The following is a 13892-nucleotide window of genomic DNA, read 5'->3' on the forward strand; positions in this document are numbered from 1 at the left end:
CTCCTTCCATGAGACAAGTGAATCACAGATCAAGCCAAACGGGAATCCCGAATCCGGTTAACAGCGACATGCTTTAGGCTGCCCCGTTGAATCCTGCTTGGCGGGTGTTCGTTACTTTGCCTGTGTGAAGAGATTGCGGAACTGGCGCGGCTGTGAACGCAGAAACTGGGGAGCCGCCTCAATCGTTTCGCCGAAATGCGCCGCCGCATGCCACGGCCAGCGCGGATCATAGAGAACCGTGCGTGCGAGTCCGATCATATCAGCATCACCAGTGGCCAGAATGGCTTCAGCCTGCTCGAAATCGGTAATCAGACCGACAGCAACGACGGGAATATTGACAGCCGCTTTTACAGCGCGCGCCAGCGGTACCTGATAGCTCGGGCCGACTGGAATTTTCTGTGCCGCATCAAGGCCGCCGCTCGAAACGTGAATTGCTGCGCAACCTCTTGCGGCCAAAGCTTGCGAGAACGCTACGGTCTGTTCGATATCCCAACCGCCTTCGACCCAATCCGTTCCGGAAACGCGCATCGTGACCGGACGATCCGCTGGGAAAGCGGCGCGAACAGCGTCGAACACTTCGAGCGGAAAACGCAGACGGTTTTCCAGCGAGCCGCCATATTCATCGTCGCGCTTGTTCGAGAGCGGCGACAGGAATTCGTGCAAAAGGTAACCATGGGCTCCGTGCACCTGGATTGCATCGAGACCGAGCCGCGCCGAGCGTTTGGCAGCGCTTACAAATGCATCGCGGATGCGCTTCAACTCGTCTTTATCCATCGCTGTCGGAGCATTGTCGGCGGGGTTAAACGCCACTGCAGATGGCGCAATGGTCTGCCAGCCGTTCTCGTGCTGCGGCGCAATCTGGCGTCCACCTTGCCACGGCAAATCAGTAGATGCTTTGCGGCCTGCATGCGCAAGCTGTATGGCGATGGGCATGGATGACCAGCGACGAATACCGTCGAGCGTCCGTTCCAGCGCGGCTTCGGTTTCATCGGAATAAAGCCCGACATCCGCATAACTGATCCGGCCTTCAGGGCTGACTGCCGTTGCCTCAATCGTCAACAGCCCTGCTCCGGATTGAGCGAGACTACCCAGATGCATCAGATGCCAATCGGTAGTTTTGCCGTCTTCAGCCGAATATTGGCACATCGGGGCAATGACAATGCGGTTTTTCAGATGCAAACCGCCCACGTCCAAAGGAGAAAATAGCTTCGTCTGGCTCATTAGCTCGCGCGCCTCTTATTGAAATCGATCTGACAATGCCCTCTGACAGAGGGTTCGTCATCACACTTATCACAAGCTTATTTTCATTTTCATTGGCTAAAACGCCCCATAAGTTCAATAAAATTGAAGCATGGAATGCGCCGTTGGGAACAGTATTTCTGGTTTCGCCGCGCCAAATTTTATTCGCGAATTAATACTTTTCCGACGATTTACAACTAAGAACAGGCCATTGTGGATCGGGGGGATACCATGGCCTGGAAATTTATGCTGGCGACAGCCGTTATGGCGGTTGCGCGTACTATGCCAAATGTCTTTAAGCCTAATATTTTTAACACACCGGCGAAGCCTGCGCTCATTGCCGATAATGCATTCGACATGGAGCTGAAATCCGCGCCGATTAATCCTGAATGGATACTGGCTGGATCGCCAAAGGCACGTTCATGCGAGCAATCCGCCAGCGGCGACCGCGCGGCTTTCACTGCGATCTGGGATTGCACCGCGGGCGAATTTCGCTGGTATTTCGGCTGGGATGAAACGGTTTATATTCTCGAAGGCGAGGTGCATGTCACCGATGCCGACGGAAAACATCGAACGCTGAAAGCCGGTGATGTGGGCTATTTCCGCGGTGGAACATGGGCCACCTGGAAGATCGACCGCTACCTGAAGAAAGTTGCATTCATGCGACGTACCCTTCCCGCACCGACCTCCACTATTTATCGCATCAGCGATGCGTTGCGGAATCGGGTTGCGCGATTGTGAAGCTCCAGCCGCGTTGACGGGGCGTGCGGCTATTCTATATAAATAATGCGCATGATGGGAATGGGGGTCTCCCGAAACCGCCGCTTCTGGCTGATGACTCCTGCTCGAATTGACAACAGGAACGCAATGCGTCGATAGCGGGAAGCTGTCGGGGCTGTGGGTTATCCCCTGCCCGACTTTCTCCAGCAGGCATTTCGTTCCGCAATTTTGACAGGTGAATTATGCAAGCAACCATCATGGTGGCTCTCGGCGGCGCAATCGGAAGTGTAGCGCGTTACTGGCTCGCGCTTTTGATGTTGCCGGTCAGTCGCGACCTTCCCTGGGGCACAATCGTCATCAACATAGCCGGATCGTTTGCTATTTCCTTTTTCGGTGCGCTGACACTCGAACAGGGGCGCTTTGCGGTGCCGGAAATCTGGCGTATCGCCTTCATGGTCGGCGTGTGCGGCGGCTTCACCACATTTTCTTCATTCAGCCTGCAGACACTGGATCTCCTGCGAGCAGGCCAGGCCGGCAAAGCTCTGCTCAATATCGGCATTTCGGTTATCCTTTGCCTCATTGCGGTCTGGCTTGGCTTCCTTGCCGCGCAACAGATCAACAGCGGTTCCCAACAGATCGCACAAACTGCCGTCGAGGAAGAAGGGTCGTAGGCGACCAGATTCGAGGTGCCGAGGATTTAGTTTCTTAACATTGATGAATGCGGGCCTATATCTCCCCATGTAACAATGGAAAATGGAGAGAACCAATGCGTTTGATGCTTACCGTTCTGGCATTTGCAACGACCTGTGGTCTGGCGTCAGCCGCCGCCCCTGAAGGTCAAAAACTTTCTGAAATCATTTCGAAGATCGAGCAAACCTCGGACGTGTCATATGTCGATGAAGTCGATTGGAATGATCGTGGCTATTATGAGATCGAGTATTTCATGAAGAACGGCGCGAAAGTCGAAATCAAAATCGATCCAAAGACTGGAGAATCGATCAAATAAGGTCTCGGAAAAGTGGTGAGCGCGCAGGGATTCGAACCCTGGACCTACTGATTAAAAGTCAGTTGCTCTACCGGCTGAGCTACGCGCTCCCTGAGGAACAAATCGTCCCTGGAAGTGCGGCGGAACATAAGGGCGAGTTTTCGAATGGTCAACACCATAAAATCACGTTTCTCCAACATAAATTCAAAAAATCCTGTCAACTGCACGTAATCCCGCGCCATAGCGAAACGAGACTGGCTTCAATCAGCGCAAGCTGATGGTTTTTAGCTGCTTTTTGCAAAAGAAAAGCCGCCCCGAAGGGCGGCTTCCTATTCATTGAGGCCGAATCTATCAGCGATACGGTGAATAGCACTGCTGGCGCGGACCATTGTAAGGCTGGAACGTATTGTCCGAGCTGCGGTAGGACCGGTAACGGTCATAGCACCATTCCACATGAGACGTGTTGTAGGCCGGTGCGCGATAGACCGGTGGAGGTGGCGGCGGTGGAGCCGCGATAGCCCCGCCAATGATTGCGCCCGCACCGAAGGCCGCAAGCGGATACCACCAACCGTCGCTGTGGCGGCGATAGCCATGGCGGTAGTAGTTATAGCCGCGATGGCCGTTCCAATAGCCCGGCCCCGGACGATAACCGCCGCCATGCCAGCCCGGACGTGGTCCATGGCGGTAACCGTTCCAATGTCCGCCGCGGCCTCTCCAGTGGTCGCGAACCTGCTGGATGTTTTCGTTGGCTACAGCTGGAGCCGAAGGCATGACCGGCACCGCAGCTGCGGGTGCGATGGCGCCGATCAGAAATGTCGCGCCAATCGTTCCGGCCAGTAATGCCTTGCCAGACCAAAAACTTGTAAGGTTGCTCTTCATTATGCTTCTCCTTTTCAGGTGCATGCATCATGAAGTCTCCCACATGAATGCACCCTGAATATGATTAGCAATCATATCAAATTTCAAGCCGAACGCAATTTACCTCCTATATTTCAGTAATTTACTATGAAGTATGAAACGGCGAAATTAACCGGCTGAAGGCAAAAACGGCGCCACAGCGACTTCGAGGGCTTTTTCGACCCCGAATTTCCCCGAGCAACGCCGTTCGCAGGCAAATTCGCGCATCAACGACATAAGGCATTGAGTTCCGCCCGGCACACCTTATAGAACCTGAAGAAAGCTGCAGAATCCTGTTCCCCATTTCAATCGGTCTTGGCCGGTAACGATGGTTGCTGGAACTGGCGGCGCTTGGCGGGATTTTGGATATGGGTGGTGCGGCCTTGTTGAACGATGCAACGCGGTGGGGATCTCAAACAGGCCTCGGGGCGACCGAAGAGGAATGGGTAGAGCTGGTCTCGCATCTGTCTGAAGACCAGTCGCGGCTTTTGTCGGATCTGGTCGAGCAGCACAAACAGAGCTTCGTGGACATCTTTTATAGTCGCCTGATGCAAAATCGCGAGGCGGCGGTCTTCCTGTCGCAAACCGTCGTGCATGATCGTCTGCAACATTCGCTCAGCGACTGGCTGGTGCATCTCCTGGTGAGCCATCCCACGGATGTAGCCGCTTTCGTGCAGGAACAGCGCAAGATTGGCGAGGTTCATGCGCGCATTCAGGTGCCTATCCATATCGTCATGCAGGGCGCACGGCTGCTGAAAAACGAAATCATCCGCCAGTTGAAGAAGACTGTGCCGGAGCGCGATGCGCTGGCTCGGCTGATCGTGCATGTCAGCAATGCGGTCGATATTGCCATTGAAATCATGAGTCAGGCCTTCGTCAAAGACGCGCGCAAAAGCGCCCAGACGGACGAAGCATATCGCGCCTTCACGCTAAGCCACGACATTCCACTCGAACGGGAATCGCAGCGCGCCGCCCTGATGGAATGGAGCCAATCTCTGTTGTTCAACCTTTATGGCAACAGTGAAAGCCCCCTGCTCTCGCTCGGCAGCTCGGATTTCGGTCTGTGGCTGCAACACAAGGCAGATATGCTGTTTTCCGGTTCGGCAACGCTTGAACGTCTGCGTCAGACCGTCAGTCTCATTGATTATGAATTATTGCCAGCTTTGAATGCGGCCCGCAAAAGTGACCCGGCAGAGCTTCCAGCTGCGATGGCCGAGTTTCAGACGAGGATTGGCGAAGCGAAGTTTCTGCTGGCGGAATTGTTTCAGGCCGCAGCAACGATGGAGACAGGCCGTGATCCACTGACACGCGCCCTGAACCGCCGTTTTCTGCCGCCTATTCTGACCCGCGAAATCCGCATGGCCTCACAGAAAGGACTCGATCTCAGCATTTTGATGGTCGATATCGATCATTTCAAGAAGATCAACGACACCCATGGGCATGGCGGTGGCGACGCCGTATTGCAGCAGGTCGCGGAAACGATACTGGCGCATTGCCGTCCGGGAGATTTTGTCTTCCGCTATGGCGGGGAAGAGTTTCTGGTCGCGCTCGTCGAAACCGACGAACACAGGGCCTTTGGTATTGGCGAAGAGCTGCGTAAGCTGGTCGAGCAACAGACATTCAATCTGACCAATGGCACGGTGGACACCGTGACGCTTTCCATCGGCATCGCCACGTTCAACGGCCATCCGGACTATACGCATCTGGTCGACGCCGCCGATCAGGCGCTCTATCGGGCCAAGCAGGCTGGCCGCAATCGCTGCGAAACGGAAGTGCCGCTCGCGGTTCAGTGAAGAGCAGAGGCATTTTGACATCTGGAAACGGGCGCTGAAAACCGCCATATGCTGCCATCATGACCAATTCTGCCTCACTTATGGATAGTTCCTCCAAGCCGCAACGCGACGCGCTCAACGTGCAGTTCTTGCCTGTGGACGCCGATGCGCCGCCGGTGGAATGGCTCGTGGCGGATGGGCTTACCGATTACGAGGAAGCGCTCGCCTTCATGGAAGCGCGGGTTCAGGCCATCCGCGAAGGCACGGCGAGTGAACTCGTCTGGCTGGTGGAGCACCCTCCCCTTTATACGGCGGGCACGAGCGCGCGGGCAGAAGACCTGCTGACGCCGGACAGTTTGCCGGTGTTCAACACCGGGCGCGGCGGCGAATATACCTATCACGGTCCGGGTCAGCGTGTGGCCTATGTGATGCTCGATCTGAAGCGCCGGCGCGAAGATGTGCGCGCTTTCGTGGCCGCACTGGAACAATGGATCATTGAAAGCCTCGCCGAATTCAATGTGAAGGGCGAGCGCCGCGAAGATCGCGTCGGTGTCTGGGTGATGCGCCCTGAAAAGCCCCGCCTTGCCAATGGCGACATGTGCGAGGACAAGATTGCCGCTATCGGCATTCGTCTGCGCCGCTGGGTCAGCTTTCATGGCATCGCCATCAATGTGGAGCCGAATCTCGGCCATTACGGCGGCATCGTGCCGTGCGGCATTTCAGAACACGGCGTCACGAGCCTTGTTGATCTCGGCCTGCCCGTGACCTTGGGCGATATGGATGTGGCGCTCGGCAAGGCGTTCGAAAACGTATTCGGTCGTCGCGCGGTGAAGTAAGCGTCAGACTTCGACCTTCAGTTTGCGCTCGCGCATGAAGACATAGAAGCCCGAGCCGATGATGATCACGATGCCAAACCATTTGGATGGCGTTGGAAAATCGCCGAAGACGATCAGCCCGACCAGAACCGCATTCACGATTTCCAGATATTGAAACGGTGCCAGCATGGAAGCTGGCGCCAGTTTGAAGGCGTGCACGACCATCAAATGGCTGACCGTGCCGATAGTGCCCAGAAGCAGCAACAGCAGCCAGGGCTGGATGCCGTTGGGCAGGCCGAAGCTCAAATCTTCGAGGCCCATGGTTGGCCCGACGAGCATGGCGAGCCCCGCAAACACCCATCCGCCAACGCCTGCGTAAAACTGCATGACGAGCGGGCTCTCCTTCGCGCCGAATTTGCGGTTTAGGATCAGATAGATCGCGAATGTCACCGCCGTCGCCAGCGGCAACAGCGACACCGCGCCGAAAATCTCGAAGCTTGGCTGGATGACGATCATCGTGCCGATGAGGCCGATACCGACCGCGCTGAATCGCCGCCAGCCGACCTTCTCCTTGAGGAAGATCGCCGAAAGCAGCGTGAGGATAAGCGGCTCTGCGAAGAATACGGCCATGGCGTCGGCAAGTGGCATATATTTGACAGCTGTGAAAAAGCAGAGGCCGCCAAAGCCCATCAGAACCCCGCGTATGAGGTTGCCCGCCAGATGCTGCGTGCGAAGTGCCGCCACTCCACCACCTGCCACAAGCAGAATGAAGAACATCAACCAGCATTGCACGAAAAAGCGCATGAACGTGACGGTTGCCGGAGGCATATTATCCATCATGGCCAGCCATTTGCCGATGGCGTCCATCAGCGGCAGCATCAGCACCGAGACGACCATAATGGCCATGCCTTTTACATGCGCTTCTACGCCGCCTGCCGCGCTGCCCTGCATTTCCCGCTCACGATTTCTTCTAAATGCTCGTTTGTTCGCTGTAGGCCAACAACGGCCCCGTTTCCATCATATTCATCGAATGAACAGCCGCTTGTTTGACTTTCGCCTTGTTTCTGGTGCAAACCGACACGACATCACACGAAATCCTTTGATAAAGCCGTGCGAAAGTGGAACGTAAGGCGAACTTCATTCGCCTTTCACGGCTGCGCATGGCATCATTCGGATGATTCGCAGACAGTATATTTTCGGTCCATGCCGGGGCAGCAAGCCGCATGGTCCTTCCTGAAATTCTGACAGAGAGCTTATCGGGTAAAGATGGACGACAGCAACGATCTCTTTTCGAGAGTGGTGAACAATGCCCGGGAGCGGCAGGTGGAACGACGCACGGAACAGAGCGCCGCGCCTCAACCCGTCGCACCGCCTGCGGCAACGCCATTGCCGTCTGCACCTGTTCAACAGGCCGCAAAGCCGGTTGCGACCAAGGCCCCGCCGGCTTCATCAGGTGGCGATGATTACAACGCCTCGTCCATCCGCGTTCTCGAAGGGCTGGAGCCGGTGCGTTTGCGCCCCGGCATGTATATCGGTGGCACCGACGAAAAGGCATTGCACCACCTATTTGCGGAAGTCATCGATAACTCGATGGACGAAGCGGTGGCAGGCCATGCAAATTTCATCGAAGTCAGCCTCGATGCAGAAGGTTTCATCACCGTTTCCGATAATGGACGCGGCATTCCGGTTGACGAACACCCGCAGGTGCCGGGCAAGTCCACGCTTGAAGTCATCATGACCAAGCTGCATGCGGGCGGCAAGTTCGACGGCAAGGCCTATGAAACATCGGGCGGCCTGCACGGCGTCGGCGTTTCGGTGGTCAATGCGCTGTCCGACGTGCTGGAAGTGGAAGTCGCGCGCAACCGTCGTCTTTATCGCCAGCGCTTTTCGCGCGGTATTCCGCAGGGCGGGCTGGAAGATGCAGGCGAAGTGCATAATCGTCGCGGCACACGTGTTCGCTTTCACCCGGATCCGGATATTTTCGGCAAGACGGCGCATTTCGACCCGCACCGGCTTTATCGCATGGCGCGGTCGAAGGCTTACCTGTTCGGCGGCGTCGAAATCCGCTGGAACTGCGATCCTTCGCTGCTCGACCCGAAAAAGGAAACACCTGAAAAGGCCGTGTTCCACTTCCCCGGTGGTCTGAAGGACTATCTTCAGGCCTCCCTTGGCAAGGAACATCAGGTTACCCGCGAGCTTTTTGCTGGCAAGACCGAGAAGCAGGGCGGGCACGGCGCCGTCGAATGGGCGGTCACGTGGTATGGCGGCGACGGCTTCGTCCATTCCTATTGTAATACGATTCCGACTGCCGATGGCGGCACCCATGAGGCTGGCCTGCGCATTGCGCTGACGCGTGGTCTCAAGGCCTATGCGGAACTGACCAATAACAAGCGCGCTTCGATCATCACGACGGATGACGTCATGGTTTCGGCTGCGGGCATGTTGTCGGTCTTCATCCGCGAACCGGAATTCGTCGGTCAGACCAAGGATAAGCTGGCGACGGTGGAAGCGCAGCGCATTGTGGAAAATGCAATCCGCGATCCGTTCGACCATTGGCTTGCTGCCTCGCCGCAGGAAGCCTCGCGCCTGCTCGACTGGGTGGTGGACCGAGCGGAAGAACGCCTGCGCCGTCGTCAGGAAAAGGAAACGGTGCGCAAGAGCGCAACGCGCAAGCTGCGCCTGCCCGGCAAACTGGCCGACTGCACACAGAATGCGGCAGCGGGTGCGGAATTGTTCATCGTCGAAGGTGACTCGGCAGGCGGTTCGGCGAAGCAGGCGCGCAATCGCGCCACGCAGGCGATCCTGCCGCTGCGCGGTAAGATTCTGAACGTCGCCAGCGCTGGCCGCGAAAAGCTGACAGCAAACCAGCAGATTGCCGATCTCATTCAGGCGCTCGGTAGTGGCACGCGGAAGAATTATCGCGAAGACGATCTGCGTTATGACCGCGTGATCATCATGACCGATGCCGACGTGGACGGCGCGCATATCGCATCGCTGCTGATCACTTTCTTCTATCAGGAAATGCCGGAATTGATCCGTAACGGCCACCTTTATCTGGCCGTACCGCCGCTTTACCGTCTGAGCCAAGGCGGCAAGACAGCCTATGCCCGCGATGACGCCCATAAAGATGAATTGCTGCGCACCATGTTTACCGGACGTGGCAAGGTGGAAATCGGTCGCTTCAAAGGTCTTGGCGAAATGCGCGCCGAGCAGTTGAAGGAAACCACGATGGACCCGAAGAAGCGCACGCTGCTGCGGGTGCAGGTGGACGAAGACTATATCGATGAAACCCGCAACACCGTCGATGAACTGATGGGAACCAAGCCGGAAGCTCGTTTCCGCTTCATCACGGATCGCGCTGCTTTCGTGGAAGAACTCGACATTTAAAGTAAGCTTATCATGAACAGAGAGCGGCGCGTTGGTTTTGGCCAACCGCCGCTTTATTTATATCTGAGCCAGATATTTCAACTGACTGAAAAGAAAGATTTTTACGCTTTCACGTTGATACCTAGGCGCGACTCAATATCTTCCAGCGATTCCTTGACGAAGAAGGTCTGGTCCGCACTCATCGTCAGAATGCGTGTGCCAGTACCGTAGGCATTATAGGATAGAACGTGGTTGAAATTGATCGCGAGCTTTTCACCACTCACATCCGTCAGCATGATCCACATGATGGCCCTCCTCCTCAGAAAAACTAGAACTCTCAAGAGAAGGATAGGCGCGCCGGACTGTTCGGCAACAGAAGGGGTGCACTCCAAGGGGTTTCAAAGCGTTGCGCGCATACGCACTTTTTCAACAACACGGCCCATGCTGACAGAAGCTTCTTCGCCGCGCCACTCGATCCGAAAGCCCATTTTCTCGTAAAGGCCGATGGCCGGGAGATTATCGGCATGCGTGCCGATCGTTGCTGAATCGAAGCCATCCAGCAGAATTTGCGCCATCAGCGCGTCGAGAATGCGTCCGCCTATGCCCTGTCCGTGATAGGGCGGATCGATCCAGAGATCGGCGATATAATTGCTGCCGGGAACGCGCGCACCCCAGCCGAGGATTTTTCCGTCGAGCTCCGCAACCAAAACGCCATCGGCATTTTCATGCAGATAACCAAGGAAATTCGCTTCCAGCTCTGCACGACGTTGATCGCTTAAGGGACCTGTCTTGGCAGGGATTTCCCACGCCCTGACCGCAAGAGCGGCCATGAAAACAAATTCGCCGGCCATCGAGCGCCGTGCGTCCGAAAGGACGCACAAAGGACGCTCGATATCTTTTGAGTGTTGCATCGTGCTTTCCGAAAATCGACTTCGATTTTCGGGCCGATGCAATCCCCGGCGAATTGCAGTTTCGACTTTTACCACCATTTGGCCGGAGTGAAGCGTCCGGCGGCCTGCTCGATAGCGTGGGCTGTCTGGAACAGGGTTTCTTCCTCGAACGGGCGACCAATCAGCTGAAGACCGAGCGGCAGGCCCTGCCCGTTGATGCCAGCAGGCACTGCAATGCCCGGAAGACCGGCCATGTTCACAGTCACGGTGAAGATGTCGTTGAGGTACATCTTGACCGGATCGTTAGCTAGGTCTTCATCGGCAAGGCCGAATGCAGCCGACGGCGTCGCAGGCGTGAGGATTGCGTGCACGCCCTTGGCGAAAACGTCCTCGAAGTCTTCCTTGATCAGCGTGCGAACTTTCTGGGCGCGCAGATAATAGGCGTCGTAATAACCAGCTGACAACACATAGGTGCCGATCACGATACGGCGCTTCACTTCCTTGCCGAAACCGGCCGCGCGGGTCTGCTCATACATGTCGGCAATGTCCTTGCCGGGCACACGCAGGCCATAGCGCACGCCGTCATAGCGCGCGAGGTTGGACGAAGCTTCCGCCGGTGCGACGATGTAATAAGCAGGCAGCGCATATTTCGTGTGCGGCAGCGAAATATCGACGATCTCGGCACCGGCATCCTTCAGATACTGGATGCCCTTCTGCCACAGTTCTTCGATCTCGCCCGGCATGCCATCGACGCGATATTCCCGCGGAATGCCGATCTTGATGCCCTTCAGCGACTTGCCGATGGCGGCTTCATAATCCGGCACCGGAAGATCGACCGAGGTGGTGTCCTTCAGGTCGAGCGATGCCATGGACTTGAGCAGAATAGCGGCATCGCGTACGTCGCGGGCAATCGGACCAGCCTGATCGAGCGACGAAGCGAAGGCAACCGTGCCCCAGCGCGACACGCGTCCATAGGTCGGCTTGATGCCGACCGTGCCGGTGAAGGCTGCAGGCTGGCGGATCGAGCCGCCCGTATCGGTCGCGGTGGCGCCGGCGCAAAGCTGTGCGGCGACGGCAGCAGCCGAACCGCCGGAAGAACCGCCCGGCACCAGATCGGCATTGGAACCCTTGGCGCGCCACGGGTTCTTGACCGAGCCATAATAGGAGGTTTCGTTGGACGAGCCCATGGCGAATTCGTCCATGTTGAGCTTGCCCAGCATGACCGCGCCGTCAGCCCAGAGATTGGCGGTGACGGTCGATTCATATTCCGGCTTGAAGCCGTCGAGGATGTGCGAGCAAGCCTGCGTATGCACACCCTTGGTTGCGAACAGGTCTTTCACGCCGAGCGGGATGCCTTCCAGCGTGCCCGCTTCGCCCTTGGCGATGCGCTCATCCGAGGCCTTGGCCATGGAACGCGCCTGATCGTGCGTAACGGTCACATAGGCATTGATGGCTTCATTGGCGGTGTCGATAGCGGCCAGATAGGCATCGGTCAGCTCGGTCGCGGTGATGGCCTTGGCCTTCAGCTTGTCGCGCGCTTCGGCAATGGTCAGTGCGGTCAGTTCGCTCATCGTCAAATCCTGTCAGTGCGCCTCAGAGAGACGCTTTTCAAAAAAGGCGCTGTATTCGGAGTCCGGATAGTCCAGAACCACACCGCAGCGCGTAAAACCCGAATTCTCATAAAGCCGCCAGGCACCGGCAAAGCCGGGGCCCGTCCCGGTTTCGAGCACAAGGCGGGAAACGTTTTTGGCGTTTGCCGCATCGACAATCGCATCCACGAGAGCAGACCCCACACGTTTGCCGCGCACTTCCGGGCGGGTGAACATCCGTTTCAACTCGCCGATGCCGTCTTCATGCAGCTTCAAAGCGCCGCAACCGACAGCCCTGCCCGTCTCGTCGCGGGCCACGAAAACCGTGGTATCCGGCTCCGCCATCTGCTCAACTGTCATCTTGAACTGGAATTCAAGCGGCGACAGCGGCAGCATATGCGCGTTCAGGTGCTCGACCAGCTCGCGCACGTCGTCCTGCAATGGGGTCTCGATGGAAACCCGAACGGCCATGGCTTACTCCACGACCTTCGGAACGACGAAGAAATTGTCTTCCGTGACTGGCGCATTGGCAACCACGGCATCGGCGATGCCGCCATCGGTCACCTTGTCGTCGCGCAGGCGCATATTCATCGGCGTCACCGAGGTCATCGGCTCGACGCCGTCAACATTGACTTCGTTCAATTGCTCGACAAAGCCCAGAATTGCATTGAGTTCACCGGTCATGCGCTCGGCATCGTCTTCGCTGACGGCGATGCGCGCGAGATGCGCAACGCGTTTGACGGTGGAAATATCGACGGACATTCTGTTCTCCGCAAATGCTGTATCAGGGCGGCGACCCGCCACCCTGAAGGTTCTTTGCTACGGCTATAACGGCGCGATTGTTGAAGCGCAACATTTCTTGGCGCTTCAACGGGGATTAGAAGCTGTGAACGGTGCCGGCAGGATCTGCCAGAACCTTCGTGCCGGGATGATCGGCCATACCGGACACAAACTTTTCTGCCGTCTGATCGATGATCGGGAATGAACCGTAATGGCAGGGCAACACGGTCTTGAAGTTGAAGTAACGCTGGCAGGCCAGAGCCGCCACCGCACCGCCCATGGTGAAGCGGTCGCCAACCGGCACAATGCCGATTTCCGGCTGGTGCAACTCGTTGATGAGCGCCATGTCGGAGAAAATATCCGTATCGCCCATGTGATAAAGCGTTGGGTCGTTCTCGAAATGGAACACCAGACCGTTCGGGTTGCCAAGCGCCTGCGAAACACCGTTTTCCGTCAGAAAAGCCGAGGAATGCAGCGCATTGACAAAGGTGACGGTGAAGCCGTCATGCGACTGCGTGCCGCCGGTGTTGCCCATCTCGAGCTTTTCAACGCCCTGTGTGCCGAGCCAGCTTGCCAGATCGGCATTGGCGATAACCGTCGCGCCATGCTCCTTGGCAATGGCAACCGTGTCGCCGATGTGATCGCCGTGGCCGTGGGTCAGTGCAATATGGGTGACGCCTTTGGTCGCTTCCTTGAAGTCGATGCCTTTAGCCCCGGGATTGCCGTTCAGGAACGGATCGATGAGGATGACCGCCTTTGCGGTTTCAATGCGGAAGGCGGCATGGCCAAGCCAGGTCAGTTTCATGAAGATTCTCCTTCGATCTCGATTTCCGGGTTGA

At 56.9% G+C, this 13892-nt stretch carries 16 protein-coding genes, 1 tRNA gene and 1 riboswitch; of the genes, 6 read left to right on the forward strand and 11 right to left on the reverse strand.

What is annotated here, in order from left to right; translation table 11 throughout:
* Window positions 1–111 precede the first annotated feature (111 nt).
* Window positions 112–1221: an NADH:flavin oxidoreductase/NADH oxidase gene (locus HWD97_RS10545; RefSeq protein WP_109367383.1), complete on the reverse strand. Its 1110-nt coding sequence runs from the start codon at window positions 1219–1221 to the stop codon at window positions 112–114.
* A 249-nt stretch (window positions 1222–1470) separates the two neighbouring features.
* Between HWD97_RS10545 and HWD97_RS10550 the strand changes: the two genes are divergently transcribed.
* The 3 genes from HWD97_RS10550 to HWD97_RS10560 all read left to right on the forward strand — a co-directional run bounded on the left by HWD97_RS10550 (window position 1471) and on the right by HWD97_RS10560 (window position 2965).
* On the forward strand, window positions 1471–1980 hold the full coding sequence (locus tag HWD97_RS10550) for a cupin domain-containing protein (protein WP_109367382.1): 510 nt from the start codon (window positions 1471–1473) through the stop codon (window positions 1978–1980).
* A 47-nt stretch (window positions 1981–2027) separates the two neighbouring features.
* A riboswitch (Fluoride riboswitch) is annotated at window positions 2028–2090 on the forward strand.
* A gap of 111 nt (window positions 2091–2201) precedes the next feature.
* Window positions 2202–2630, forward strand: a complete 429-nt coding sequence (crcB, locus tag HWD97_RS10555; protein ID WP_124915874.1) for a fluoride efflux transporter CrcB — start codon at window positions 2202–2204, stop codon at window positions 2628–2630.
* 95 nt (window positions 2631–2725) lie between these two features.
* Entirely contained in the window at window positions 2726–2965 is a 240-nt protein-coding gene (locus tag HWD97_RS10560; RefSeq protein ID WP_121538348.1) for a PepSY domain-containing protein, read from the forward strand.
* Between the two features lie 13 nt (window positions 2966–2978).
* Here the strand turns inward: HWD97_RS10560 and HWD97_RS10565 are convergent.
* Window positions 2979–3054, reverse strand: a tRNA-Lys gene (locus HWD97_RS10565).
* 241 nt (window positions 3055–3295) lie between these two features.
* Complete coding sequence (locus HWD97_RS10570; protein ID WP_121538346.1) at window positions 3296–3823, reverse strand: BA14K family protein; 528 nt, start codon at window positions 3821–3823, stop codon at window positions 3296–3298.
* 350 nt (window positions 3824–4173) lie between these two features.
* On the opposite strand from HWD97_RS10570, the gene HWD97_RS10575 reads away from it, so the two are divergent.
* Together HWD97_RS10575 and lipB are read left to right on the forward strand one after the other, a co-directional pair.
* On the forward strand, window positions 4174–5634 hold the full coding sequence (locus tag HWD97_RS10575; RefSeq protein WP_235858960.1) for a GGDEF domain-containing protein: 1461 nt from the start codon (window positions 4174–4176) through the stop codon (window positions 5632–5634).
* A gap of 80 nt (window positions 5635–5714) precedes the next feature.
* Window positions 5715–6449, forward strand: a complete 735-nt coding sequence (gene lipB / locus HWD97_RS10580; RefSeq protein ID WP_371830819.1) for a lipoyl(octanoyl) transferase LipB — start codon at window positions 5715–5717, stop codon at window positions 6447–6449.
* Between the two features lie 3 nt (window positions 6450–6452).
* On the opposite strand, the gene HWD97_RS10585 is transcribed toward lipB, so the two are convergent.
* Window positions 6453–7379 carry a DMT family transporter gene (locus HWD97_RS10585; RefSeq protein WP_121538344.1) on the reverse strand — a complete coding sequence of 309 codons (927 nt, stop codon included), beginning with the start codon at window positions 7377–7379 and terminating at the stop codon, window positions 6453–6455.
* A gap of 19 nt (window positions 7380–7398) precedes the next feature.
* Window positions 7399–7653, reverse strand: a complete 255-nt coding sequence (locus tag HWD97_RS10590) for a hypothetical protein (protein WP_339439816.1) — start codon at window positions 7651–7653, stop codon at window positions 7399–7401.
* Window positions 7654–7694: 41 nt separating this feature from the next.
* Between HWD97_RS10590 and parE the strand changes: the two genes are divergently transcribed.
* On the forward strand, window positions 7695–9815 hold the full coding sequence (gene parE / locus HWD97_RS10595) for a DNA topoisomerase IV subunit B (RefSeq protein WP_121538340.1): 2121 nt from the start codon (window positions 7695–7697) through the stop codon (window positions 9813–9815).
* 101 nt (window positions 9816–9916) lie between these two features.
* On the opposite strand, the gene HWD97_RS10600 is transcribed toward parE, so the two are convergent.
* The 6 genes from HWD97_RS10600 to HWD97_RS10625 form a co-directional block, all read right to left on the reverse strand.
* A complete protein-coding gene (locus tag HWD97_RS10600; RefSeq protein WP_109367351.1) occupies window positions 9917–10099 on the reverse strand; it encodes a hypothetical protein in 183 nt (60 codons plus the stop codon).
* Window positions 10100–10192: 93 nt separating this feature from the next.
* Window positions 10193–10705 carry a GNAT family N-acetyltransferase gene (locus HWD97_RS10605; RefSeq protein ID WP_235858959.1) on the reverse strand — a complete coding sequence of 171 codons (513 nt, stop codon included), beginning with the start codon at window positions 10703–10705 and terminating at the stop codon, window positions 10193–10195.
* Between the two features lie 68 nt (window positions 10706–10773).
* Entirely contained in the window at window positions 10774–12255 is a 1482-nt protein-coding gene (gene gatA, locus HWD97_RS10610) for an Asp-tRNA(Asn)/Glu-tRNA(Gln) amidotransferase subunit GatA (RefSeq protein ID WP_371835006.1), read from the reverse strand.
* Window positions 12256–12267: 12 nt separating this feature from the next.
* Window positions 12268–12744 carry a GNAT family N-acetyltransferase gene (locus tag HWD97_RS10615; RefSeq protein ID WP_121538338.1) on the reverse strand — a complete coding sequence of 159 codons (477 nt, stop codon included), beginning with the start codon at window positions 12742–12744 and terminating at the stop codon, window positions 12268–12270.
* A gap of 3 nt (window positions 12745–12747) precedes the next feature.
* Complete coding sequence (gene gatC / locus HWD97_RS10620) at window positions 12748–13035, reverse strand: Asp-tRNA(Asn)/Glu-tRNA(Gln) amidotransferase subunit GatC (RefSeq protein WP_078336964.1); 288 nt, start codon at window positions 13033–13035, stop codon at window positions 12748–12750.
* Between the two features lie 115 nt (window positions 13036–13150).
* Window positions 13151–13858 carry a metal-dependent hydrolase gene (locus tag HWD97_RS10625; protein WP_371835007.1) on the reverse strand — a complete coding sequence of 236 codons (708 nt, stop codon included), beginning with the start codon at window positions 13856–13858 and terminating at the stop codon, window positions 13151–13153.
* Window positions 13859–13892 lie beyond the last annotated feature (34 nt).

It is taken from the genome of Ochrobactrum sp. C6C9 (genome assembly GCF_022627935.1).
In the GTDB taxonomy this organism is placed as follows: domain Bacteria; phylum Pseudomonadota; class Alphaproteobacteria; order Rhizobiales; family Rhizobiaceae; genus Brucella; species Brucella teleogrylli.

Excerpts from the sequence above, each read along its gene's own strand:
- HWD97_RS10590 (WP_339439816.1), bottom strand. The coding sequence starts at position 7,653 with ATGCGGCTTGCTGCCCCGGCATGGACCGAAAATATACTGTCTGCGAAT.
- HWD97_RS10605 (WP_235858959.1), bottom strand. The coding sequence starts at position 10,705 with ATGCAACACTCAAAAGATATCGAGCGTCCTTTGTGCGTCCTTTCGGAC.
- crcB (WP_124915874.1), top strand. The coding sequence starts at position 2,202 with ATGCAAGCAACCATCATGGTGGCTCTCGGCGGCGCAATCGGAAGTGTA.
- HWD97_RS10550 (WP_109367382.1), top strand. The coding sequence starts at position 1,471 with ATGGCCTGGAAATTTATGCTGGCGACAGCCGTTATGGCGGTTGCGCGT.
- HWD97_RS10585 (WP_121538344.1), bottom strand. The coding sequence starts at position 7,379 with ATGCAGGGCAGCGCGGCAGGCGGCGTAGAAGCGCATGTAAAAGGCATG.
- HWD97_RS10570 (WP_121538346.1), bottom strand. The coding sequence starts at position 3,823 with ATGAAGAGCAACCTTACAAGTTTTTGGTCTGGCAAGGCATTACTGGCC.
- parE (WP_121538340.1), top strand. The coding sequence starts at position 7,695 with ATGGACGACAGCAACGATCTCTTTTCGAGAGTGGTGAACAATGCCCGG.
- HWD97_RS10625 (WP_371835007.1), bottom strand. The coding sequence starts at position 13,858 with ATGAAACTGACCTGGCTTGGCCATGCCGCCTTCCGCATTGAAACCGCA.
- HWD97_RS10545 (WP_109367383.1), bottom strand. The coding sequence starts at position 1,221 with ATGAGCCAGACGAAGCTATTTTCTCCTTTGGACGTGGGCGGTTTGCAT.
- lipB (WP_371830819.1), top strand. The coding sequence starts at position 5,715 with ATGGATAGTTCCTCCAAGCCGCAACGCGACGCGCTCAACGTGCAGTTC.
- HWD97_RS10600 (WP_109367351.1), bottom strand. The coding sequence starts at position 10,099 with ATGTGGATCATGCTGACGGATGTGAGTGGTGAAAAGCTCGCGATCAAT.
- HWD97_RS10560 (WP_121538348.1), top strand. The coding sequence starts at position 2,726 with ATGCGTTTGATGCTTACCGTTCTGGCATTTGCAACGACCTGTGGTCTG.
- gatA (WP_371835006.1), bottom strand. The coding sequence starts at position 12,255 with ATGAGCGAACTGACCGCACTGACCATTGCCGAAGCGCGCGACAAGCTG.
- HWD97_RS10615 (WP_121538338.1), bottom strand. The coding sequence starts at position 12,744 with ATGGCCGTTCGGGTTTCCATCGAGACCCCATTGCAGGACGACGTGCGC.
- gatC (WP_078336964.1), bottom strand. The coding sequence starts at position 13,035 with ATGTCCGTCGATATTTCCACCGTCAAACGCGTTGCGCATCTCGCGCGC.